The sequence below is a fragment of the Bradyrhizobium sp. 6(2017) genome, assembly GCF_011058295.2.
In the GTDB taxonomy this organism is placed as follows: domain Bacteria; phylum Pseudomonadota; class Alphaproteobacteria; order Rhizobiales; family Xanthobacteraceae; genus Bradyrhizobium; species Bradyrhizobium septentrionale.
The window spans coordinates 5,018,969-5,040,385 of sequence record NZ_CP049289.2 but is presented as its reverse complement, the minus strand read 5'-3'; the positions used below and the strand labels follow the sequence as shown (position 1 = coordinate 5,040,385).

At 60.9% G+C, this 21,417-nt stretch carries 26 protein-coding genes and 4 tRNA genes; 14 read left to right on the top strand and 16 right to left on the bottom strand.

Annotated elements, in window-relative coordinates; translation table 11 throughout:
- The first annotated feature begins 264 nt into the window (after nt 1-264).
- Nucleotides 265-447, top strand: a complete 183-nt coding sequence (locus G6P99_RS23520) for a hypothetical protein (protein WP_165123539.1) — start codon at nt 265-267, stop codon at nt 445-447.
- 89 nt (nt 448-536) lie between these two features.
- Complete coding sequence (locus tag G6P99_RS23515; RefSeq protein ID WP_029081906.1) at nt 537-755, top strand: hypothetical protein; 219 nt, start codon at nt 537-539, stop codon at nt 753-755.
- A 471-nt stretch (nt 756-1,226) separates the two neighbouring features.
- Here the strand turns inward: G6P99_RS23515 and G6P99_RS23510 are convergent, their stop codons facing one another.
- The gene (locus G6P99_RS23510; RefSeq protein ID WP_156928667.1) at nt 1,227-1,376 is read right to left on the bottom strand and encodes a hypothetical protein; all 150 of its coding nucleotides are present in this window, start codon (nt 1,374-1,376) and stop codon (nt 1,227-1,229) included.
- Nucleotides 1,377-1,736: 360 nt separating this feature from the next.
- Here G6P99_RS23510 and G6P99_RS23505 point away from each other — a divergent pair, with 360 nt between their 5' ends.
- Entirely contained in the window at nt 1,737-2,072 is a 336-nt protein-coding gene (locus G6P99_RS23505; RefSeq protein WP_156928668.1) for a hypothetical protein, read from the top strand.
- 1,077 nt (nt 2,073-3,149) lie between these two features.
- On the opposite strand, the gene G6P99_RS23500 is transcribed toward G6P99_RS23505, so the two are convergent.
- Entirely contained in the window at nt 3,150-3,458 is a 309-nt protein-coding gene (locus tag G6P99_RS23500) for a hypothetical protein (protein WP_035977075.1), read from the bottom strand.
- Nucleotides 3,459-3,661: 203 nt separating this feature from the next.
- Nucleotides 3,662-3,835: a hypothetical protein gene (locus tag G6P99_RS23495; RefSeq protein ID WP_156928669.1), complete on the bottom strand. Its 174-nt coding sequence runs from the start codon at nt 3,833-3,835 to the stop codon at nt 3,662-3,664.
- A gap of 18 nt (nt 3,836-3,853) precedes the next feature.
- Here G6P99_RS23495 and G6P99_RS23490 point away from each other — a divergent pair, with 18 nt between their 5' ends.
- The gene (locus G6P99_RS23490; RefSeq protein WP_156928670.1) at nt 3,854-4,105 is read left to right on the top strand and encodes a hypothetical protein; all 252 of its coding nucleotides are present in this window, start codon (nt 3,854-3,856) and stop codon (nt 4,103-4,105) included.
- A 22-nt stretch (nt 4,106-4,127) separates the two neighbouring features.
- Here the strand turns inward: G6P99_RS23490 and G6P99_RS23485 are convergent, their stop codons facing one another.
- Complete coding sequence (locus tag G6P99_RS23485; RefSeq protein WP_156928671.1) at nt 4,128-4,553, bottom strand: hypothetical protein; 426 nt, start codon at nt 4,551-4,553, stop codon at nt 4,128-4,130.
- 533 nt (nt 4,554-5,086) lie between these two features.
- Here G6P99_RS23485 and G6P99_RS23480 point away from each other — a divergent pair.
- Nucleotides 5,087-5,174: transfer RNA gene (locus G6P99_RS23480), tRNA-OTHER, on the top strand.
- Between the two features lie 519 nt (nt 5,175-5,693).
- Here G6P99_RS23480 and G6P99_RS23475 read toward each other — a convergent pair.
- Entirely contained in the window at nt 5,694-6,101 is a 408-nt protein-coding gene (locus G6P99_RS23475) for a hypothetical protein (protein WP_245284716.1), read from the bottom strand.
- A 255-nt stretch (nt 6,102-6,356) separates the two neighbouring features.
- Between G6P99_RS23475 and G6P99_RS23470 the strand changes: the two genes are divergently transcribed.
- Entirely contained in the window at nt 6,357-6,629 is a 273-nt protein-coding gene (locus G6P99_RS23470) for a hypothetical protein (RefSeq protein ID WP_029081911.1), read from the top strand.
- A 32-nt stretch (nt 6,630-6,661) separates the two neighbouring features.
- Here the strand turns inward: G6P99_RS23470 and G6P99_RS23465 are convergent, their stop codons facing one another.
- Nucleotides 6,662-6,895, bottom strand: a complete 234-nt coding sequence (locus tag G6P99_RS23465) for a hypothetical protein (RefSeq protein WP_029081912.1) — start codon at nt 6,893-6,895, stop codon at nt 6,662-6,664.
- A 479-nt stretch (nt 6,896-7,374) separates the two neighbouring features.
- Here G6P99_RS23465 and G6P99_RS23460 point away from each other — a divergent pair, with 479 nt between their 5' ends.
- A complete protein-coding gene (locus G6P99_RS23460) occupies nt 7,375-7,884 on the top strand; it encodes a nuclear transport factor 2 family protein (RefSeq protein WP_051346412.1) in 510 nt (169 codons plus the stop codon).
- A gap of 253 nt (nt 7,885-8,137) precedes the next feature.
- Here G6P99_RS23460 and G6P99_RS23455 read toward each other — a convergent pair whose 3' ends face one another.
- The 5 genes from G6P99_RS23455 to G6P99_RS23435 all read right to left on the bottom strand — a co-directional run bounded on the left by G6P99_RS23455 (nt 8,138) and on the right by G6P99_RS23435 (nt 13,756).
- Nucleotides 8,138-12,067, bottom strand: a complete 3,930-nt coding sequence (locus tag G6P99_RS23455) for a beta strand repeat-containing protein (protein ID WP_165123537.1) — start codon at nt 12,065-12,067, stop codon at nt 8,138-8,140.
- Between the two features lie 1,037 nt (nt 12,068-13,104).
- Nucleotides 13,105-13,347, bottom strand: coding sequence for a hypothetical protein (locus G6P99_RS23450; RefSeq protein WP_029082613.1), 243 nt, complete (start codon nt 13,345-13,347; stop codon nt 13,105-13,107).
- A gap of 169 nt (nt 13,348-13,516) precedes the next feature.
- A tRNA-His gene (locus tag G6P99_RS23445) sits at nt 13,517-13,592 on the bottom strand.
- Nucleotides 13,593-13,597: 5 nt separating this feature from the next.
- A tRNA-Met gene (locus G6P99_RS23440) sits at nt 13,598-13,674 on the bottom strand.
- 4 nt (nt 13,675-13,678) lie between these two features.
- Nucleotides 13,679-13,756 (bottom strand) — tRNA-Gln (locus tag G6P99_RS23435).
- A gap of 144 nt (nt 13,757-13,900) precedes the next feature.
- Here G6P99_RS23435 and G6P99_RS23430 point away from each other — a divergent pair.
- Nucleotides 13,901-14,476: a class I SAM-dependent methyltransferase gene (locus G6P99_RS23430; protein ID WP_084518553.1), complete on the top strand. Its 576-nt coding sequence runs from the start codon at nt 13,901-13,903 to the stop codon at nt 14,474-14,476.
- Nucleotides 14,470-14,613, top strand: a complete 144-nt coding sequence (locus G6P99_RS23425) for a hypothetical protein (RefSeq protein WP_156928728.1) — start codon at nt 14,470-14,472, stop codon at nt 14,611-14,613. The genes G6P99_RS23430 and G6P99_RS23425 overlap by 7 nt, the downstream gene beginning before the upstream one ends.
- Before the next feature lie 72 nt (nt 14,614-14,685).
- On the opposite strand, the gene G6P99_RS23420 is transcribed toward G6P99_RS23425, so the two are convergent.
- On the bottom strand, nt 14,686-14,880 hold the full coding sequence (locus G6P99_RS23420; protein WP_029082614.1) for a hypothetical protein: 195 nt from the start codon (nt 14,878-14,880) through the stop codon (nt 14,686-14,688).
- 270 nt (nt 14,881-15,150) lie between these two features.
- On the opposite strand from G6P99_RS23420, the gene G6P99_RS23415 reads away from it, so the two are divergent.
- Nucleotides 15,151-15,378, top strand: a complete 228-nt coding sequence (locus G6P99_RS23415) for a hypothetical protein (protein ID WP_165123535.1) — start codon at nt 15,151-15,153, stop codon at nt 15,376-15,378.
- A 37-nt stretch (nt 15,379-15,415) separates the two neighbouring features.
- On the opposite strand, the gene G6P99_RS23410 is transcribed toward G6P99_RS23415, so the two are convergent.
- The 3 genes from G6P99_RS23410 to G6P99_RS23400 form a co-directional block, all read right to left on the bottom strand.
- Nucleotides 15,416-15,874 (bottom strand): hypothetical protein, encoded by a 459-nt coding sequence (locus tag G6P99_RS23410; RefSeq protein WP_165123533.1) that lies wholly within the window; start codon nt 15,872-15,874, stop codon nt 15,416-15,418.
- A 51-nt stretch (nt 15,875-15,925) separates the two neighbouring features.
- Complete coding sequence (locus tag G6P99_RS23405; RefSeq protein WP_156928730.1) at nt 15,926-16,090, bottom strand: hypothetical protein; 165 nt, start codon at nt 16,088-16,090, stop codon at nt 15,926-15,928.
- 94 nt (nt 16,091-16,184) lie between these two features.
- Nucleotides 16,185-16,445, bottom strand: a complete 261-nt coding sequence (locus G6P99_RS23400; RefSeq protein WP_035977372.1) for a DUF3551 domain-containing protein — start codon at nt 16,443-16,445, stop codon at nt 16,185-16,187.
- A gap of 149 nt (nt 16,446-16,594) precedes the next feature.
- Here G6P99_RS23400 and G6P99_RS23395 point away from each other — a divergent pair, with 149 nt between their 5' ends.
- Complete coding sequence (locus G6P99_RS23395) at nt 16,595-16,798, top strand: hypothetical protein (protein ID WP_029082616.1); 204 nt, start codon at nt 16,595-16,597, stop codon at nt 16,796-16,798.
- Between the two features lie 235 nt (nt 16,799-17,033).
- Here the strand turns inward: G6P99_RS23395 and G6P99_RS23390 are convergent, their stop codons facing one another.
- Entirely contained in the window at nt 17,034-17,885 is an 852-nt protein-coding gene (locus G6P99_RS23390; RefSeq protein ID WP_029082617.1) for a 3-hydroxybutyryl-CoA dehydrogenase, read from the bottom strand.
- Nucleotides 17,886-19,215: 1,330 nt separating this feature from the next.
- Here G6P99_RS23390 and G6P99_RS23385 point away from each other — a divergent pair.
- The 3 genes from G6P99_RS23385 to G6P99_RS23375 all read left to right on the top strand — a co-directional run bounded on the left by G6P99_RS23385 (nt 19,216) and on the right by G6P99_RS23375 (nt 21,316).
- The gene (locus G6P99_RS23385; RefSeq protein WP_029082619.1) at nt 19,216-19,419 is read left to right on the top strand and encodes a hypothetical protein; all 204 of its coding nucleotides are present in this window, start codon (nt 19,216-19,218) and stop codon (nt 19,417-19,419) included.
- A 127-nt stretch (nt 19,420-19,546) separates the two neighbouring features.
- A complete protein-coding gene (locus G6P99_RS23380; RefSeq protein ID WP_029082620.1) occupies nt 19,547-19,816 on the top strand; it encodes a hypothetical protein in 270 nt (89 codons plus the stop codon).
- A gap of 210 nt (nt 19,817-20,026) precedes the next feature.
- The gene (locus tag G6P99_RS23375; RefSeq protein WP_029082621.1) at nt 20,027-21,316 is read left to right on the top strand and encodes a hemolysin family protein; all 1,290 of its coding nucleotides are present in this window, start codon (nt 20,027-20,029) and stop codon (nt 21,314-21,316) included.
- Nucleotides 21,317-21,417 lie beyond the last annotated feature (101 nt).

Below are 21,417 nucleotides of genomic sequence, written 5' to 3'. Positions count from 1 at the left end.
TGTTGCGTCATATCGCCCAGACTTTCTGAATATGCCCGCGGCTCAAGTGTCCGGATCGCCCTTCAGCACGTTCGCTGAAGCCGAGCGGGCCTGCAATGCGTTCCTGGGTCGCCTCATTATCGAGGGATGACTACCGGAGCTCCCGATCACTGAAAGGATCGGCGTCGATCGGGATTTCAGCGCCAATAGGATTGCGGGGCCAGAAAGCGAAGTGCGGCAGGATCACTGGCTTGTAGCCGGCCACCGTCGGCGCATAGTCCCCCGATGATCGAGCAGCGACCAGCTTTCATGGCTTGCAAGAATCCCGGCACCGGCTGGAGGATCGATATTCTATGGCCCGATGGCGAAACAGAAGTCATCAAGGGTTTTGTTACGGAGCACGACGCGGCCAAGTGGATTTCTGAGCACTCGACGACGTGGCAAGAAAATCCGGACCAACCGCGCTAGACGATTGACCCACCATTGGTGATCGCCACCCATAGGCGACCGATTCCTAGCGGCTTCTCTCCGAACGCGATCGGCGCGATCATCGGTTCATGCCCTGGCGCCGCAAGCCCGCTCAATTCCTCCGCTACTGGACTGGTCCGGTCGATCGCAACGGCGACTTCAAAACGGTGCTGATCTTCTGCGTCGGCTGGGATTGGCACGACATCTCGGCGCACCTCAAGTGCACTGCCTGCGGCAAGGTCGGCTGGGTCGACACTCGCCTGGACTGGGGCGAGGTGATCGACTTCGCCAAGGGGGTATCTGGATGATGCTGGGCCGGCGCCCTGCGGAACTTTTCGCTTTTTCGCGCTTATTGATTCCGTTTTGGGCAGGCAACGTCAGCTTTGGAGAGAGGAGCCATGAAGCGAAGACGACGCCGGCGGGCTACGCAAATTATCCCCCTTGAAGACCGTCTTGGCCAAGAAGCCAACGAGCTACGCCAGCGAGCTAGAAAGCTTCCCCCATGCCGAGAGCGGGAAGTATTGCTGAGAAGGGCGCGGCACAACGAGACCACTGCTCATTTGACCCAGTGGCTCATGTCCCCCGGTCCACGGGCTCCAATCTAGGAGCGCGCCGATGAACACGAACCACCACCCTATTGACGGCATCGAGGCCGCCTTTGTCTGCACAGCGGCGCTGTCTTTTGTGGCTCTGATCGCAAGCGTGGCTTGGCTCCTTCTCGGATGAAGTGCCCACAAGCCGCCTCCCCGGTAATCGAACCTGGGACGGCTAAGGCCGTCTCAGTCGTCTTCTGTGATTTTGCCCTTGCCGTCGCAGGCCTTGCATTTAACCGGATAGATTTTGTGGCCCGCCCGAGCAGGCTGCTCAACCGGCGGGAAGCCCGTTCCATTGCAGGCCGGGCAGATATGCTCTTTGATCTTCGTCTGCATTTGAAGCCCCTCCGGCCGCCTCAGTTGGCTGGCCGCTTTCAATAGTGCTGCAATTCAATTTAGTCGCGGGCCTGTTCGCATAAAGACGCCCAGACATACCCCCGCGGGGGTAATCCGTCTGAGACATGAACCATGGCACGCATTGTGCAGACTCCTCACATGTCGGGGATTTTGCGCATCCTTCCCGGGGCTAGATCAACGCCGCCAGCGTGCATTTTAAGCTTGGCGGCGTTGCGCTGTTTTAGCCCATAGAAAAAGGCCCCAGCGAAACCGGAGCGTTCCCCGCAGCCATCAAGAATTGCCACTTTCTCCCGGATGAACCGGGTAGATAAGGAACGATCGGACCGACCGAACGTCTATATGAAGCTTCCAGCCAAGGGCGCCCCCCGACTGCTGGAGGAAAACCCGTATCGCTCGGGTTGGCGGCCCCCAGGTTGGGGCCGCTTCGTTGGGTTCGGCAAACGGGCCCCCCGATACCTATCTTCCCGGTATGCCCATCACCCGAAAGCCGATCGAGATCCCACCAAAGGTCGCCGCCAGTTCGCTGCGGATATGCAGGCCTATCACGCCGAGCAGGACGACATTCGACGCGACCGGATCGCGGTCGGCACACGGCACATGCTGCTCGAGCACATGCCGGCCGGCACCAAGCTGCGGCTGAGCGAGGTGAAAGAACTATTCGAGTTGATGCGATGAGCGTGGTCTTGAACGGCCGCCGCGCCTGCCTGGTTTGAAACCGGCCCGCAATCGAGCGCGCGCGGCGCGGAAATGAAGCGGGCGCCCGTCGCCTACAATGGGGTGAAAAGCAGAAGGCCGGCGGTTGCGTCGCCGGCCCTCCATGCCCCACCGAGATGGCTCTCCGGACGGGGGTGGGTTCTGGCTTTCGCCAATATCCACCCTTGGAGCTTGCACTATCGTCGACGACGCGGCAACGGCTCCCGATTGTGTATAGCTGTGGACCGATCCCGATTTTCAGCGATCAGAACGGCTATGACGAACGGGCGGATTGTCTCGATCCAAAATCACTGTTTTTGAACTCTGCGTCGGCCGCGAGAAGCCCCCGTCGAACTGGTGATAGCCGTCAACCCGCTGCTCATCGCGCACACGAGGTGACGCTCTCTCGACTCCGTTCCAAGTATCGGATCCCGACATGATGCGCTCCTGCCGTAGTTCATAGGTTGGCGGATTAACACCATTGTTCGGGTAAAACTGTGCCGTCGTCGCCACATCGTCCAAGCAATCCGACGCATCGTGGCAGTATTCCAGGCGCTAATTATTCGTGAATTGCTCGCACCGATGCCCGTAGAAATACTGAACTCGCGATGGTGGCGATATTCTTGATTACCGGGTGCGTTGGCGTCTTGGCTGTAGGAGCCACACTAGCGGTGATCATCTATTTCGATGCTCGCGCTGAGCGCAGGGGCCGACAGTAAGTCCGCCTCAAAGGAATGCACGGGGACGTAGCTCACTCGTTTCCTGCGGCCCTATCGCTGCGCTCTCTCTCGCGCCGCAGTCAGGTCCGCCTTCGCGCGCGAGACTTCATCATCGGCGGACGTTCGCTGCGGAGGCAACTCACCGAGGTTTCGCGCCCACGGCTCGCCGGTGAGAGGCGCAGTGGCGCGCTCTGATCTGGCGCAACTAGTCACAAAGAGCCCCACGAGAGCAAGTGTGACTGAGCACGCGGTAACTTGGCGAGCCTTCTTCATCGTACCGCATCAGGCCGCCTCAAACGAACGGACGTCAAGCGCTCCGATGGTCGTGGATCGCCGCTGGCTACGGCTTCACGGGATCGGTGATCGGTCCGCCTTGGGCTTTGGCAGTCGCCGCCTGGCGCTCGCGCGCGGCCATCAGTTCACCCTGAAGCTTCGATCGTTCGTCAGCCGTCATGGCGGGATTTTTGCGCGGCGGCGGCAAATCTTCGACCGGGAGATATGTGCCTGATTTGGGGCCCGCGGGCATTTCGGCCCGGGCATCCATCAGCGATGAACCGGTGGAGGTCGCACAACCGCAAAGCGACAGGCCCAACAGCAACATCCCGGCGGCGAAGACAACTCGCCGCTGACGAAAATACACAACAAACATGATTGGCCATTTCCTCAATCATTGCGGGCCAATTATGTCCGCCGGCTGTCCCCGCGTGACGCGGTTAATCGCACGTTACGGCCGCGGTTCCCGGAACCATGTGTTCGCCGGAGTTGCTGAACGAAACCCGCCGGCGTCACCACCGGCGGATCGTGATTAGAGCCCTCGCCGGTTGCCCTTCCGGCGCGACCGTCGACGGCGTTCTATGTGCGCCCCGCCGAAGGCTCTTCCACCTTCGAAGCGTTCGCATCGAAGTCCGCCATATATCGCTCCTGAAGGCCCTCGATCATCTCCACTAGATGAAAGACGGCAAAGACCAGCTTGGGACCGGTCCCGTCATCGGTATCGGACATCAGGCCTGCCGTGATCTGAGCCATCCGCAAACAGTCACAGAGATGGCCCCTCCATCTCGCGATACGCCTCGGCGTGCCTTCGGTCCCTGGCGCTGTTCACCGGCAACCGTGCTGGTGTTCTGCGTCGGTTGCAGTCACCACAATGCGCGGCTGAAGCTCGCCGATCTTCCGGATTGGGATTGGTACGACATCTCGGCGCACCTCAACTGCACCGCTTGCGGCAAGGTCGGATGGGTCGATACAGGCCTGGACTGGAGCGAAGTGATCGACTTCGCGAAGGGCGTGTTTGGCTAGAGCCAGCTCAGGACCGGTCCCGTTAGAGTACGAAGGTCGTACCAAGATTAAGGATCATTTTGACCATCCACTGGCCCCTGATCGTAAAGGTCATCGGAATCGTGTTTGGTATTCCGAAGTTGAACATGACACTCCCGCTCGGATTGAATGCCACGCCCGACAACTCATCGGGCAGAAACGACACGTTTTGCGAGACATCACCGCGATGCCCTTTAATGTTTTTCAATGACCAGGGGCCGCCAATGCTCCGCATAAATTGCGTATCAAGTGCGAAGTCCGTGTCTGAAACGCCGCCTCCAGAAACTGGCCCGGCGCAACCTAGAAGCGCAGCGATGTTAGCTTTTCTGCTGCCAATCTTGAACGATATCGACGCGGTGCCCGTCGACGAATTTACCTTCAAATGGTGTGCGGCAATAAACCAATCATCAGCTTTCGTGTCGGCGGACATGACCGCCTCCTCACTGGTTGAATAGTTAAAGGGGCGCGGTTCGGCCTCACCAATCGGCAATATGAACGACTGCAACAATCCTCACGAAAATACATAGCACCCGGCCTGCGATGCTTCTGTGAACTTACGCACACAACCGGAGCCCAGATATAGAATTCAACCAATGCCGATCACGCGCAAACCGCTTGAAATCCCGCCGGCGGTCGCCCGTCAATTCGCTGCGGATATGCAGGCCTATCACGCCGAGCAGGACAGCCCGACGCGACCGGATCGCTGTCGACACCAGGCACGTGCTACTCGAGCACATGCCTGCCGGCACCAAGCTGCGGCTGAGCGAAGTGAAGAGCTATTCAAGTTAATGCGGTGAGGATGGTACACTGGAAATCGTGGCGCTGACGGTCGGAAATCCGCTTTGCGGAGCTGCTACCGCCGGGGTCCTCTCACCGGGACCCGCCGAATGAGGACCTGTATCCCCTCGGCCGTAACATGAAGCTGCGGCGGCTGAGCCAGGCGATCACGGCAGCGCCTGGCTGAGCGCGAATGGGTTCTCGCGCGCATCACCGAAACGGCCTGATTTGACTTTTAGTCACGGGGTCGAGGGTTCGAGCCCCTCTCGCGCTTACCAAATCATGAGCTAAGTCAACTACTTGCTGCACAACACATGGTCGCTCGTGTTCGTGTCCGGACCAGGTCCGCAATTGGCTGGGTATCGTGATGGGTAGATTACCCCCGCCCGGCTCGCCGAAAAACGATATCCATTCTCCGTCTGAATTGGCTGGCCAAGCGAGGCCATTAGCAAATCAGCAAGCAGGTCGGCGCAGGCTTTCCGGAGGGACGGGACCGATGGGGATCGTAGAGTACGGTCACGTTTCGGGAGGAGCTGGCGCGCGGCCCTGGCGCCGGCTCTTCTTCCAAACGTTTGTGTGAGCCAAGCAACAGTCGTTTGGCGCAAGTCCTGCTAGGCTATTGATACTGGGAATTCAGGGCCCCAGCGCTGGAAATAACAGGGCGCCGCCGGGACAAACCATTTCGCGCCCGGCGGCGTACTTTTACAAGTTGCATCGAAGGCCCAGCGTCACGCGGCGTGCCATCCGCTGAATATCCGCGAGGAGCAAGGAGACGCTAGGATCGGCGTAGCTATCATTGATGCTCTGATGAGACGAAGGTCTGATCATCCACCGGTCCCGGATCGTTAGGTTGGCTGCGTTCATCGTCGCCAACCGTAGCCTTGGTTTCGATCTGCTCTAGGCTGTCGCTCGCGGAAACTGCCCGATCATCATCGAAGCGAGCCAATGCCGCTTCGATGAGGTCGATCTCCTCGCGAAGAATGCCGCTCAAGACCGATGGCTGGAAACCGGGAACGCTCTTGGTTTGAAGGTCGTCAAACAGCCGCTTGCGATGGTCTCTGATCTCTTCCAGCGCTCGGCGATTCTTCAAAGACACGTAGCCAGCGATGATTTGCTCTATGGCGTTCATCGGAAAACCCAAACTAAAATGATTAACGTAATACAATCGTTCCATTAAAGCGGCCGAGGTGCTTACTGACAAGGCCCCGTCCTCAATTGTAGGTCGCTAGCGCTAATCGGCGGCCCGACCTAACGCTGATGGTAGGTCAATTTGGGACATGCCCCCTGGCACAAAGTGCATAGTAGGCAAGTGCTCGTATTTTCCACTTTCCCTCGTCTACGCGACGCATTGCGGGTGAGCCACGATGAAACGACCAAAACGCTTGATCTAAAGAAAGCACGTCGAGAGAATGCGATTGCACCGGGGCGGGCGCGCGCATCATTGGGACCTTGAGGAATGATCGACGACAGAAATGGCGAAGCGGCGACCGAGTACAGTCCTGCCTTCGTCATCTTGGTGGATGGCTACATTACCCAAGGTAACCTAGCGGCGCTTCAAGGCCTCCGGTCTATCTACACCGCGGCTACACGCAGACCTCTTGTTTCCAGCCGAGAGGACAACCTCAGCCTCATTGCAATCTTCAAAGCGCGCCTCGAGCTCCTGGATGAGGCCATCACCATGGTCAGTCTCGACGCGCTCAAGCGACGTCTCATAAAAGAGCGATCATGAGATGCACATTGCAACAACCGCTGTTCAGACAACTACGTTCGGTCTCGCTCCAACTCGGCAACCAACTCAAATTTCGAGCGCAGCTCTCTGCAGATGCGCTCGAGCCGATCATGTAATTCATAGAGATCCTGCGGCGCGGCGACCACAGTTGTCCGAAACCCGAGCCGCTTGTCCTCGCTGATTTGAAAGAAGGCGGTCAATCCAAACCGTTCCAGGATCAATTCGTGAAGCTGGTCTTTGGTGATCTTTTGCTTTTGTAATGACATTGAAAAAAGCCGATCTCTAAAATTCCTTCCTTTTGCTTTTTGCGCAGCACTCCTGCAAGCGCTTTGTAGCATCACCCGTAATTGCCCGGGCCCGCAGCCACCCCCTCCGGGGTAATCATCTGGTGGCTTGCAGAACGATAGCCTCACTCTCTTGGTGGCTCCGAATGTATGTCGCGTTTCGCGCTCTGGAGTTCGGCTAGCAAGTCCCTGATGTCGTCCAACGTAAGCGGATCGGAGATGCGCCCGGCAAGCTCCGTGAGGTGCCCGATTTTCTTATCCAACTCTGCGCATCGCGCGCACATGGGGCGATTGCTCCTGCGTTCGAAGCAAGTAAAACCGGTTGCGCTCTTTTCCTCAAGGACCGCCGACGAGCTGCCTCCCAAAGAATATGGCTATTCCGTATAGGCTCCGGCCTGGAAATGCTCTAAATATCACCTGGAGAGAACGGCATTTAGGTGGGGAATATGTCCTGTGACCCGATGGCCGCCGCTATTGATTGGCTGGATGCTTACCGCTCGCGCGACCTCGATACTCTCATGTCATTGTTTGGGGACGAAGCGATCCTTGAATGCACCTGTTGTGTTTCCGAGACGGTCGTCGGGAAAGAGCCGTTGAGGGCGTTTTGGCCTGAACGGTTCAAAGACTGTGGCGCTTCGATCGAGGTGCACGACTTGGTGCCCGAAAGCGATGGGGCTTCAATTTCCTATATCGCTCGCGACGAGCTGGTGATGGCCACCTTGAAGCTCGCCCCCGATGGCAAGATAGCCTTCATGCGGTGGGGCCGTCCGCCCATGCCATCAGAAAAGCGGTTGGATACACCGATCGACGAGGAGTTTCCATTTTTTGTCCTGGAACGGATCGACGGAATTTATCGAGACTTGCTTAGCCCGTTTGGCTCGCTGAATGAAGCGCTCTCCAACGTGAAGAACTCACCACCTGGCGAATACGCAATCTTGCATCTGGGCGAGATCGTTTGGCCGCAAAGGTAGTGCGTCAGTTCGTTTCTGCGTTACCGCATTCCCGACATTGGCGGCCGCGCTGCGTTGCAGTTCGCGCTAAAAGGAACCTCACCGGCTCTTCTTAATTTGCGTGAATGAAGCAACAGTTGATGGGCGTGGTCCTTGCCGCGCTATCTGGACTGGGAATTCATGGCCCAGCGCTGGACGTTTGAAAACAGGAAGGCCGCCTCGACAGGCGGCCTTCTCTCGTAGGTCTGACAAGTTCAAGCGATCACGGCGTCGGTCAGCTGAACTTGAACATGCTCGCGTCCAGCTGTCCCGGCGCGATGCCGATCAGCCAAACCGCGCTGCCCGCGGCGTCGGTGATGATCGTGGTGTTGATCCCGGCAACGTAGGTCTCGTGGGCCTGGACATCGGCGAATGAATGCAGCGATGTGCCCGCGAAGTTGACGAAGTCATTCACTCCGCCTGTATTGAAGTCCTGGATGACCATGATCTCCTGGCTGGTGTCGCTGATATTGAAGGTGTCGGCCCCACCGCCACCCCAGGCATAGTCAACGCCGCCGCCGCCAGTGATGTTGTCGGCTCCGGTGCCCATCAGGAACACGTCGACGCCGCTGCCGCCGGTCACCGTGTCGCCGCCGTTGGAGCCGTAAACATAGTTCTGGCCAGAACCGCCGTAGATGACGTTGCCGTCGGTCTCGCCCGACGAGATGAAGATGTTCAAGCCCGAACCGCCGAACATCGTATCGACGCCGGTGCCGCCGTAGAAGTAGTTGGTGCCTTGCCCGCCATAGAGGTAGTCGGCACCGGCTTCGCCGTACATCACGTTGACATCGCTCGCGGCAGTCCCTCCCGAGCCGATCAAGGTGTCGGTGCCGGCGCCGCCAAACAGATAGTTGAAGCCGGAACCGCCATACTCCACGTCATTGCCGTCCTCTCCCAGCAGAACGTCGAGACCGGCGCCGCCGATCAGAACGTCATTGCCAGCTCCCGCATAGATGTAGTCGTTGCCGTCGCCGGCATCGCCATAGTCGTTGCCGTTGCCGAGAACGAGGATGTCAGCTCCGGCACCTCCGTAGGCGGTATCATTGCCGTCGTTGCCGTAGAGGGAATTGTTGCCGGCATTGCCCGTCAAAACATTGTTCAATGCGTTGCCGCTGCCGGTGAGATTACCGGATCCGTCCAGGATCAGATTCTCGACGTTGGCGGTCAGGGCATAGGTGATGGTGGTGTGAACGGTGTCGGTGCCCTCGCCGCTGTTTTCGGTCACCACATCGCCGGCATTGTCGACGAAGTAGGTGTCGTTGCCGAGCCCGCCGGCCATCGTGTCGGCGCCGATCCCGCCGTCCAGCGTGTTGTTGCCTGTGTTGCCGGTGATGACGTTTGCAAGAGCGTTGCCGGTGCCGGCGAGATTGCCGGTGCCGTCCAAGATCAGGTTCTCGACGTTGGCGCCCAGGGTATAGCCGATCGTGCTGTGAACGGTGTCGATGCCCTCGCCGGGGTTTTCGGTCACCACATCGCCGGCATTGTCGACGAAGTAGGTGTCGTTGCCGAGCCCACCGGCCATCGTGTCGGCGCCAAGCCCGCCGTCCAGCGTGTTGTTGCCCGCGTTACCCGTGATGACATTCGCGAGCGCGTTGCCGGTGCCGGCGAGATTGCCGATACCGTCTAGAATCAGGTTCTCGACGTTAGCGCCCAGGGTATAGTCGATCGTGCTGTGAACGGTGTCGGTGCCCTCGCCGCTGTTTTCGGTCACCACATCGCCGGCATTGTCGACGAAGTAGGTGTCGTTGCCGAGCCCGCCGGCCATCGTGTCGGCGCCGATCCCGCCGTCCAGCGTGTTGTTGCCTGTGTTGCCGGTGATGACGTTTGCGAGCCCGTTGCCGGTGCCGGCGAGATTGCCGGTGCCGTCCAGGATCAGGTTCTCGACGTTGGCGGTCAGGGCGTAGTCGATCGTGCTGTGAACGGTGTCGGTGCCCTCGCCGGGGTTTTCGGTCACCACATCGCCGGCATTGTCGACGAAATAGGTGTCGTTGCCGAGCCCGCCGGCCATGGTGTCGGCGCCGATCCCGCCGTCCAGCGTGTTGTTGCCGGAATTGCCGGTGATGACGTTTGCGAGCCCGTTGCCGGTGCCGGCGAGGTTGCCGATACCGTCTAGAATCAGGTTCTCGACGTTAGCGCCCAGGGTATAGTCGATCGTGCTGTGAACGGTGTCGGTGCCCTCGCCGCTGTTTTCGGTCACCACATCGCCGGCATTGTCGACGAAGTAGGTGTCGTTGCCGAGCCCGCCGGCCATCGTGTCGGCGCCGATCCCGCCGTCCAGCGTGTTGTTGCCCGTGTTGCCCGTGATGACATTCGCGAGCCCGTTGCCGGTGCCGGCGAGATTGCCCGAGCCGTCCAGGATCAGGTTCTCGACGTTGGCGCCCAGGGTATAGTCGATCGTGCTGTGAACGGTGTCGGTGCCTTCGCCGCTGTTCTCGGTCACCACATCGCCGGCATTGTCGACGAAGTAGGTGTCGTTGCCGAGCCCACCGGCCATCGTGTCGGCGCCAATTCCGCCGTCCAGCGTGTTGTTGCCGGAATTGCCCGTGATGACATTCGCGAGCCCGTTGCCGGTGCCGGCGAGATTGCCGGTGCCGTCCAGGATCAGATTCTCGACGTTCGCGGTCAGGGTATAGTCGATCGTGCTGTGAACGGTGTCGGTGCCCTCGCCGGGGTTCTCGGTCACGACGTCGCCGGCATTGTCGACGAAATAGGTGTCGTTGCCGAGGCCGCCGGCCATCGTGTCGGCACCAAGCCCGCCGTCCAACACATTGTCGCCCGTGCCGCCCGTGATGACATTTGCGAGCGCGTTGCCGGTGCCCGAAACATTCGCAGAAGTCTCTATCGTAAGGTTCTCGACGTTGGCAGCGAGCGTGTAGTTGAAGTTGCCTGTGACAACCGCAGTGTCGGTGCCCTCTCCCAGGTTCTCGGTAATGACATCGCCGGGGTCATTGAGAATATAGATGTCATTGCCCAAGCCGCCGACGAGCGAATCTGCCCCGCCTGCGCCGTCCAGCAGGTTGTCCCCGGCATCACCGATCAAGGTATCGTTGAAGTCTGACCCTCTCAGCCCCTCAATCGAGATGTACGTGTCTCCGGCCGCCTCGCCCGTGTTCAAGGCCGGATTTGCGAGGCTCACAAGCAGGCCAGTGCTGGATGTGATATATTCCGCAACGTCGTTACCGGCTCCGCCGTCCAACGCGTCGGCGCCGAGACCGCCGCGCAGATTGTTATTTCCTGCATCGCCCGTCAGCGTGTCACCGAAGTCCGAGCCGATGATGCCTTCGATCGAGGTATAGCTGTCACCAGCAGCATCGCCGGTGTTGCTGCCCGGATTTCCGAGATTTGCAACGACTGCCGTTGCAGCGTTGCCGTAGTCTGCGTAGTCAGTGCCTCCGCCGCCATCAAGCGAGTCGGCACCGGCACCGCCACGCAAGTTATTGCTGTTTGCGTCGCCGATCAGGGTATCGTTAAAGGCACTTCCCTGGATGGCTTCAATCGAGGTGAATGTGTCTCCGGCGGCTTCACCGGTGTTCTGTGTCGGGTCTGCGAGATCGACGACGAGGCCGGCCGACGAATTGGCGTAATCGGCGTAGTCGAAACCTGCTCCGCCATCGAGGGAGTCGGCGCCAAGGCCGCCACGCAGGAAATTGCTGTTGGCATCGCCGATCAGCGTGTCGTCGAACGCCGACCCACTGAGGTTGCTGATGTCGAAATATGTGTCGCCGGCCGCTTCTCCGGTGTTCTGTGTCGGGTCTGCAAGATTGACTGTAACTCCGGCGGCCGAATTCGCGTAGTCGGCGTAGTCGCGGCCTAAATCGCCGCGGATCGAGTCAGCTCCCAGTCCGCCCCGCAGGAACGAGCCGGTTCCGTCGCCTTCAAGAGTGTCGTTGAAGTTGCTGCCGATCAGCCCTTCGATCGAAGTGTAGGTGTCCCCCGCCGCAAAGCCCGTGTTGTTGCCCGGGTGCAGCAGGCTTGCCACAACTCCGGTGCCGGAGTCGCTGTAGGATGCAAAGTCAAATCCGTTGCCTCCATCAAGGGAGTCGGCGCCATCGCCGCCGATCAGCGTGTCATTGCCGTCGAGCCCCAGCAGCGTGTCATCTGTGTTCGAACCGTTGGGTGTTCCGGTCAGGGTGTCTGGACCTGACGTGCCTGTAAATGTTGCCATGGTAAAATTCCCCTTCCGTCATCAATAGTGGCTGCGCAATGCGAGCAGTCGGCAGAATTCTGAGGTCACCGGAAGAACCGGTGTGCCAATCACCGAACCAGAACGAACCGCTCGAGCGCTCACGAATGCGAACGCCGTACAGCAGCGAAAAGCTGCTGTGCTCAGGTTGCGGGTCGAACTGATCAGGTGACGGAAATCCAATCGAGGCCGTTAAGGCGGATTGGAGCGGCAACGAAAAATCTCCCAACTCAATATGCAGGGATTGATTGAACAATGAAAAAGACAATTTAGGCGGGAGATTTAGAGGTAGTCCCCGGCCACAGGCTTGACATTAAGTACGAGACGATGCTGCGGAACTCGCCGAGTGCGGCAATTTGTCAGTGGCGCAGGGTTCGCGTCTCGGGAACCTGGAACGTGAGAACTCCGCATCACGAGAATTCGCTCGCGCTGCTGCGCGCGGCTCGTTGGCACGGTTGATCCCGTCTGGCGCTCAAGCGTCGGCCGGATCAGGCTGGCAATCGATGGCAGCCGGCGCTACGCCATCATCGTCCCTGTTCCCGTCTGTCTTGAGTCTGAGCTGCTCGATCGGACGAAGCTGAATTGAGGCCGCCTCTGCCCCGTCAGCTGTTCTGCAAATTGAATCGGACAGCCATATCGGCTGCCGCCAAGACTTGAACGTCTCAAAACTTGAACGTCTCGATCCCGTCAGCTCGGTCCCAAAATCATATAGAGCAGCATCGCGCCCACGACGGCGGTCCAGCCGATCGATGCGACAACGGTCCACACCTGCAGGGGCATCGGACAATCTCTTTGCAATCAATGAAGCACAATCACTCAAGCAATACGAAGAGGCCGCTGGCGCTGGACAGCGGCCTCCTGAACCTGACCTAAAATGAACGCCTTGGTAGTAAAAATATTCGCCTCAGGTCCGCCATTATTAGATCGGGAAATTGCCACACAGTGAAGTCCGAAAAGCCCCAACGCCCAACGGAACTCTTGGGGCGTTGCGGGCGCGACACACCTTCTGCGGCCTGACTTCAGGCGTCGGTCAGCGGAAGCTCGCCCTGACCGCCCGTCCAGTCGATGATATCGACCAGCAGCCCGCGCTTTAGCATCTCGGCCTCAAGACTGCCGGCATGCCGTTTCCACTCGGGCGTCGAGCGGACCCGGAATTTTGGCTCTTCGCCGTAGGCCTCGAACTCATCGTCGGCCGCGAGCGCGCCGCGGACGGCCTCATACATCATCTTCAAGCTGGCGTCGGTGAAGGCGCCGTAGTCCATCGGTCGTCTCCTGTAACGCTGTTAGACGCAAAAAGCCGCCACGCTGCTACGCGTGGCGGCCTTCTGCAAGCGGCCCATCCAGACGGCCTGGAACGAACCTTGTGTGAGTCGGGTTAATGAAAGCTTGCCGGTGCAACGGCGACGTCTCTCCTTGCGGCGCGTTGCGAATTGGTCCCGCCTGTCGGAATCGAACCGAGCGTCCCCGGGTCCACAACCCAGTGCCTTGACCACTAGACGAAGGCGGAGAACTTGGTCCCGACAGGCGGAATCGAACCGCCGACCGGCACGACTTATGAGGCCGCCGTTCTACCGCTGAGCTATATCGGGAAGATGGCCGGTGCGGCAGGACTCGAACCTGCGGAATGTCGGAGTCAAAATCCGATGCCTTGGCGAACTCGGCTACGCGCCGGTGAAATGGCGCTCCCTACCGGACTCGAACCGATGCCAGAAGCCTTCACGCTCGTTCGAATATCGATGACCGAGCGCGTCGCAGCACGTCTGCGGGACGAAGGCGGCGAAACTCTATGGTTATGAAGGTTCCGACGCGGTTTCGATCGGCAACTTCGACCGATGGTTTTTCCAGTATTATCCCTATCTGCGGCGCTTCATCCCGTTCGATCAACTGGCGGGAAAGTCCGTTCTCGAGATCGGCCTTGGTTACGGTTCGGTGTCGCAGGCCGTTGCGGCCGCGGGCGCGCAATTGACCGGCCTCGACATTGCGGCCGGTCCCGTCAACTGGTTGCGCCATCGACTTGCGCTGGCGGGCTTGCCGGGGCAAGCGATCCAGGGCTCAGCCCTCGATATTCCGTTCCCTGAAGGCAACTTCGACCACGTCGTGACGATCGGCTGTCTTCATCATACCGGAGACCTGAAAAAAGCGATTTCAGAGGTGCACCGGGTCCTTCGCCCCGGCGGAACGGCAATCATCATGGTCTACAGCGCGACCAGCCATCTGCGCCGGCTGAAACACCCCGCCGAGACCTTGCACTATGTCAGGTCGGTTGCCGCCGGGAGTGACGAGCCGCTCGCCCTCGACAAGCACGGCCGGCCGACTTCGATGCCGCCCCTGACGGACGGATCGCGCCGGAAGTCGTGCTTGCCTCAAAGGCCGCATTCTCGCGCATGCTGAACGCATTCAAGGAGCACACGATCCGTCGCACCAATGTGCCGGATCATCCGATTGTCGGCCTCATTCCGCGCGACTGGCGAATTCAGACCGAAGGCCGGCTGTTCGGAACTGATCTCTATGCGACCGCGCGGAGGTAGGACCGCAGCGACTGTCACCTCCGATACCAGGATCATCCGCACGACCTCCGGCCATGCCGGTGCCTCCCCTCGTCACAGTCTCAGGCATCGAAACAATTGCGCGAGCGCGGTGTTGGCAGATTGTGCGCGCCGTTCGAGGACCTCGGCCGCGGTGGCGTAGTTGCGCGCCAGGATCTGGAGCGCACGACGCGCGTCCGGCAGCGTGGATTGCTTCGCCATCTCCAGGCACTGATGCTCGAAGTATCGAAGCTCCTCAAGTTCGGTCATTGCGATTCGTCCGATTAGGTTCCGCATTGTCGAACTCACTGCGCCCGCGACCTAGTGAAAGTTTGGCAAGATTGTTGCGGGGGCCGGACTAGCTGGTCCGAGTGTTTCTGGATGCATGATTTGATAATCACCGCTCCGTGACCGGCGCTGGAGTGAGCATCGGCAAGCGCGTTTGATCGTTTCAGACTGCCGGAGTCTTGCTTTGCAGGCATCGTTGCGAGAGATTTCGCTGGAGCGGGCCGCGGCCGGCGCGGCATCGATTTGGCGTTGTTGAAGCAGATGAAGAAGCGCGATTGGGCCTTCGTGGCCGCCTGTGTGGCAGGTGCCGTGCTGTTCGGTGTCTGGAGCTTCCAGATGGGTCTCGCATTTCATCGATCCCAGCAGGGCGCGACCGATCTCTCCAGTTCGCACCGGCGTAACCAGGACGGCGCCTCCGCGCGCAGCCCGGCCCGGCTGCTGGCTGACGACGGCGATGAGCAGGCCGGGCAGCCGCGATAGCGGAGCACTCGCGGTCTTCACCGCACGTCGCCCCGGATTAGGCCCAGGCAAGACCGGGTATGACAGCGGCGTCCTCCTCGTCGTTGCTCGCGCGCGTGGACCGCTTGCGGCGGATGGTGTCGCTTGCGCGACGGTGACGGATATCGAGCCTGCGCAGCGCCGTCGGCACACGCCGCAGCATCCAGTTGATAGAATCGATCGCCTGGCGGACGACGGCCAGCACGGTCGCCGCGCGCGTGAAGAAGCCGATCAGGAAGATCATCGAGAAAATGTCGATATAGGCCAGCACATCGCCAACCAGCATCAACTCGGGAGGAAGCGGAATCCGATGCCAATAGGCGCCGATCAAGATGACGACCGGGATCAGCGCAATCAGCTTGCGCAGCGTCAGCCGGTCGAGCAAGGCAGCGAGCTCCACGACCAGAACCTGCCAGAGCCAATCGCCAAACGCGGCCGGCCTGTCGATCGTCCAAGTCTGCCAGATTCGTTTCCACATTGCGGCGTCAGCCGTCTCTCGGGTGCAAGCCTCGGGTGCAAGACCGGCACGCTACGACTTCGACGAGGCCCCGCCTGCGTCGCCCTCGTCCGCCGCGCCTTCCACGTCGGTCGAACCGGCCGATGGAAAGATGCGCTCGTAGTTCGCCCGGGCCTCGCGGATCAGACGCGCGCGCTCCCGTTCAGACTTCGAGATAAACCTGATGATCTCGCCCATTTGCTCTCCAAGAGGGTCTGCCCTCCAAGGGGGTAACTGTCTGACTATTGGCAATGCAATCATCGTGCCTGATGGTCGCACGGCCGACGGCCGCTCAGCGGATCGCCCGCGGCGCCATCCGCTGCTGGCTGAACGCAACGCGCGGGTTGACGCCGCAATAGGCATTGCGGCCAGACGCCGCCGCCTGGCATTGCTGGTAGGTCTGGTACCCGCAATAGCCGGGATACCCCTCCTGCCTGCCCTGGATGCACCACGGATAATCATAGGGATCGGCGACCGCCGGCGATGCGGAGCCGACAATCCAGCTCGTTCCGAGCGCCGCAAACGCCAGAATTGCCCAATTCGTCCTGCGCATGATCCTGCTTCCTTCCTCAATCGGCACCCAGCTACTGATGTAGGTACGCCGGCGAGATGTGCGAGGTTTCCGGTCGCCGCCTCAAGAAGCTGTGAGCAAGAGTTGTAAGGAAGGTTCAAGGCCCTTTTCAGCGTGAACAGGGCCGGCTGATGCCGAATGGCCATGAGAACAAGGGCATCAAGAGCTTCCTCGGCCAGGCCAAGTCAAAGGAGCTGTTCGCCAAGGAGGCCTACGCGTTGAAGAACCAGCTGGAGTTCTTCGCGGTGACCGCTAGCATCTTCCTGGCCGGCAAGGATTCCGGGCACGAGCCCTACACGCGCGCCACGCTCAAGGAAAGGATGCCGGACTATTAAAAAGTAACTCGTCGGCCTGTTCGGCGCCGATCCCGAAGAAACCAGCATCACGCCGGTCGCCTCCGCGAACTGAGTTCAGGACCCCACAAAAAACACGAGGCCCGGTGTGCCTAGGAGCCCGGGCCTCGTGTCTGATGTCCCCCGCCTCACGTGGCGGATCAGAGGTCTGCGTGTACGTCAGGTCACAGGCGCGATCCATCCCGGATGACTACGGTGTTCGCCGCGCGGCGCAGCCTTACTTGCTGTAGCTGTAGAACCCCTGCCCGGTCTTGCGGCCGAGATGGCCGGCATCGACCATCTCCTTCAGCAGCGGCGCCGGCCGGTATTTGGGGTCGTTGAAGCCGGTGTAAAACACCTCCATCACCGACAGCATGGTGTCGAGCCCGATCAGGTCGGCAAGCGCGAGCGGGCCGATCGGATGGTTGCAGCCGAGCTTCATGCCGGCATCGATCTCCTCGGCCGTCGCAATGCCTTCCTGCAGCGCGAAGATCGCCTCGTTGATCATCGGGCACAGGATGCGGTTGACCGCAAAGCCCGGGCTGTTCTTCGCCGTGATCGCGACCTTGCCGATGCGCTTGGCGAAGGCTTCGGCCTTGGCGACGGTGTCATCGGAGGTCTGCAAGCCCCGGATCAATTCGAGCAGCGCCATCACCGGGACCGGATTGAAGAAGTGCATCCCGATGAAGCGATCAGGACGATCGGTGGAGGCCGCCAGGCGGGTGATCGAGATCGACGAGGTGTTGGTCGCAACCAGCGCGCTCGGCTTCAGCCCGGCGCAGAGATCCTTCAGGATCTTGATCTTCAGCTCCTCGTTCTCGGTCGCCGCTTCGATCACGAGATCGCAGGCGGCAAGCTTCGACTTGTCGGTGGTCGCGTTGATGCGCCCAAGCGTCGCGTCGCGATCGGCCGCTGTCATCTTCTCCTTGGCGACCAGGCGATCGAGGCTGGTCCCGACCGTCTTCAGGCCGCGCTGCACCGCCGCGTCGGAGATATCCACCATGGTGACAGCAAGCCCCGCCGCCGCGCAGATCTGCGCGATGCCGTTGCCCATGGTTCCGGCGCCGATGATGCCAACCGTCTCGATCATTGTGTCAGTCCTTCCCGTCGCTTGCGCCGCCGCGCGGCTGCATCGTCAAAAACGGCGGACCGTAAGTCCGCGGATGGCGCATGCATAGCAGCCCGACCGAGCGGCCGATACAGGGGGCGCCGGTATTCTGGTGGTGACTATTCCGGGCGCGGCGGGACCGGCCACCGTGGCGGGACGGACGCGCGCGACGGCACCTCGGTCCGTGACGGCTCGGCGGCGCGCGACGGCTCGAACACGCGATTGAGTCGCACAATCCACCAGGCCACCCGCCCGTAGCTGCGGCGCAGCGCCGGTACGATACCCTCATCAATATCTTGCTGCCGATCCATGGTCGCTATCGCTAGCGTACATCCTTGAAGGAACGGTGTGATGAGATCACGCGCTGGGTGGCCCGCCGGTAGGGATTTGGCAACCATTCCGTCCCGATTCTCGGCAAAGGCCCCGTGGGCCGGATGCTACAAAACCCGCAGCTGTGACGTTCAGCACCTTTCCACGCAGGGGTGTCGATTGCTAAATTGCAGCCATCGGACGTCTCGGAAACGCTGAGGGTACGGTGTTTCGATTATTTCGACGCTGGAAGACGAGCAAGCTGGCGTTGGCTTGCCCGAGTTGCAAGGAAATCGCGTCGCCTCAACTGTTCAGGCGCGGACGATATTTGCATGGCGACACACCGCTTCGCTGCGAGCGCTGTGGCACGGTATCGCTGACGACGCTTTGGCGCTTCGAGGGTTTGGCTCATGGCCCCGCGGTTGCTGGCTGCGAGGGATCCAGACCCGCCTTCTCGCAGCAACAGCGCGCGACCTGAGCCGGCGGACGCCGGTAGTCTCCCGGATTGCACATGGACGGGCTCGCGGCGCAGCATTGCCAAGACGGCTGCGGCTCGCATTTTGTTGATCGAATTTTCGAGAGGACGCCGCGACTTACAGGAATTGGACGACGAGGGCTACGCCCATGCTTGCCGAGAAATTCATTCTGTTGCTCGAGACGTTGCTTAACGGCCAGACCCATTCCGACGGAAGCCCGCGTGTGGTGAGCACGTCGCCCCACATCCCGGTCAAGCTTCCGCGTGGAAGCCAAGGCAACGTTCAAGGTAACGCTCCTCGCTAAGCCTGCTGGCGGCAGGTCAGGTCGCCACAGCGCGCCAGAATTCTCCATCGCCCGCGCGACGGCGCGGATTCCCTGTTGCGGTACGCGTGAGCAACGTTGCCGGCGGTTGACCGCAGCGATCCGCGGAGCTCGTTGGCACGGCGTGCGCCGCGCCCGTGAACCGGCTCATAGTTGGCCAAGGCTGAGCCGCGCTACACCGCGTCGGCAACAACGCGGTGTCGCCATGCAGAGCAAGACCGATTTCGTGAGTATCGTTGTGGCCGTCTGCGTTGCTGCCTACGCAGCGATCATGCTTGCCTATCTTGCTCAATACGATCTCGGCCTCTCCACCGCGCAGACGCGTCATCTCTCGGTGCTGGCAGCGCTCGTCCTCGCGCTGCCTATCGTGGTGGATTTCCTGCGCACAGGATCCGGCAACGCCAGCTGACGCGGATATCAGCACGCCTGCCCGTGCAGATCTCGCCGCCTCAAGCTCACCCGCGCAACATACCGTTAGGTGAAACGGCGCGAATCAGCGTTACTTTGCAACTGATCACTTCGTGGGATTTGGCGGCATGACCCAGCCCGACGTCTTGGATCAGAAGATTTTGGATCAGAAGATTCTGGATCGGAATATTCGCGAGCTGCAGGAATGGCTGCGCAAGGCCTGGCAGCAGCTTGCGGACCCCTCGCTCACCGCCTTCTCGCGCCGCGAATTGCGCAACCAGATGAAGCAGTGCAGTGCCGATTTGCGCACGCAGTTACAGGCTGCCGAACGAGCGCCGAGACAGCCTGCATCGCCTGCCAGAAAGTTCGCCAAGCCGGAGCTGCGGATACTCGCCTAGAGTTTGACGCCGTGATGAGGGCATCCACGAACCGCGCCTCCGATCGCCACAACAGCCCGCGCGCCAAAATGCCGCGATCTCCTGCTGCATGCGCGCCATACGCACGCTCTGCTTGTGCAGGGACGTCCGACAGGGCACAGCAAAGCCGCGCCGGTATGTCTATATAGGGCGTCGTGCAGCGGCCGACGCCGCCCAAGCTCAGGGACTCCCGTGTTATATCTGGAACTTGCGATCGTGGCGGTCTTGATCGTCGTCAACGGTCTGTTGGCAATGTCGGAACTCGCCATCGTCTCCTCCCGTCCGGCGCGCCTCGCGGCGCTGGTTGAACGCGGCGTCAGCGGTTCGCGCCGTGCGCTTGCGCTGGCCTCCAATCCCGGAAGATTCCTCTCCACCGTGCAGATCGGCATCACGCTGATCGGCGTGCTGTCGGGCGCCTTCTCGGGCGCAACGCTCGGCCAGCGCCTCTCGCAATGGCTGTTCGAGCTCGGACTGCCGGCAAACGTCGCCGACGCCGCCGGTGTCGGCATCGTCGTCGGCGCGATCACCTATGCCTCGCTGATCATAGGCGAGCTGGTGCCGAAGCAGATCGCGCTGCGCGATCCGGAGTCGATCGCGGTCAAGGCTGCGCCGGCCATGACGGTGATGGCAAAACTGTCGCTGCCGGTGGTGTGGCTCCTCGACCGCTCCGGCAAGGCGTTGCTCTGGCTGCTCGGCCATCGCGAGGATGCGCAGGACCGCGTCAGCGAGGACGAGATCAAGACACTGGTGGTGGAAGCCGAGAACGCCGGCGTGCTCGAGCCCGGCGAAAAGGAGATGATCGCCGGCGTGATGCGGCTCGGCGATCTGCCGGTCGGCGCCGTGATGACGCCGCGCCACGAAGTCAGCCTCATCGACCTCGCCGCTCCCGCAGCGGAGATCCTCGCGACGCTGCAGAAGAGCAGCCACTCGCGCTGCGTGGTGTTCGACGGCAACCGCGATCATGCGCTCGGCATCGTGCAGGCCAAGGACGTGCTCGACGTCTACCTCGCGGGCCAGGCGCCCGACATCCGCGCGCTGACGCGCGACGCGCCGATCATCCCGGAAACGGTGGACGCCCGCGACGTGGTCGCGATCCTGCGCGACTCCGCGGTGCATATCGGCCTCGTGCACGACGAGTACGGCACCTTCCAGGGCGTCGTCACCAGCGCCGATATCCTTGAGGCAATCGTCGGCGCCTTCCATACCGAGGAAGGTCCGGCCGAGCCCGCTTATGTCAGGCGCGACGACGGCTCCTATCTGATCTCGGGCTGGATGCCCGCGCTCGAATTCAGCGAACTGCTCGGCATCGCGCTGCCCTCTCCGCGCCCCTACCAGACCGCGGCCGGCTTCCTGCTGCATGAATTCGGCGCGATCCCCGATGTCGGAGCCAAAACCACGGCGCAGGGCTGGGAATTCGAGATCGTCGACCTCGACGGCCGGCGCATCGACAAGGTTCTGGTGAGCAAGCAGCCGGCGGCCTGAGATTGCCACCCGGCCGGCTTGTTGATAACGGGCAGGACAGCAAAACAGGCCGCCGCGGTGTGCTATCGGCATAGCGGCAGCCCGAATAGACCCAGAATAAC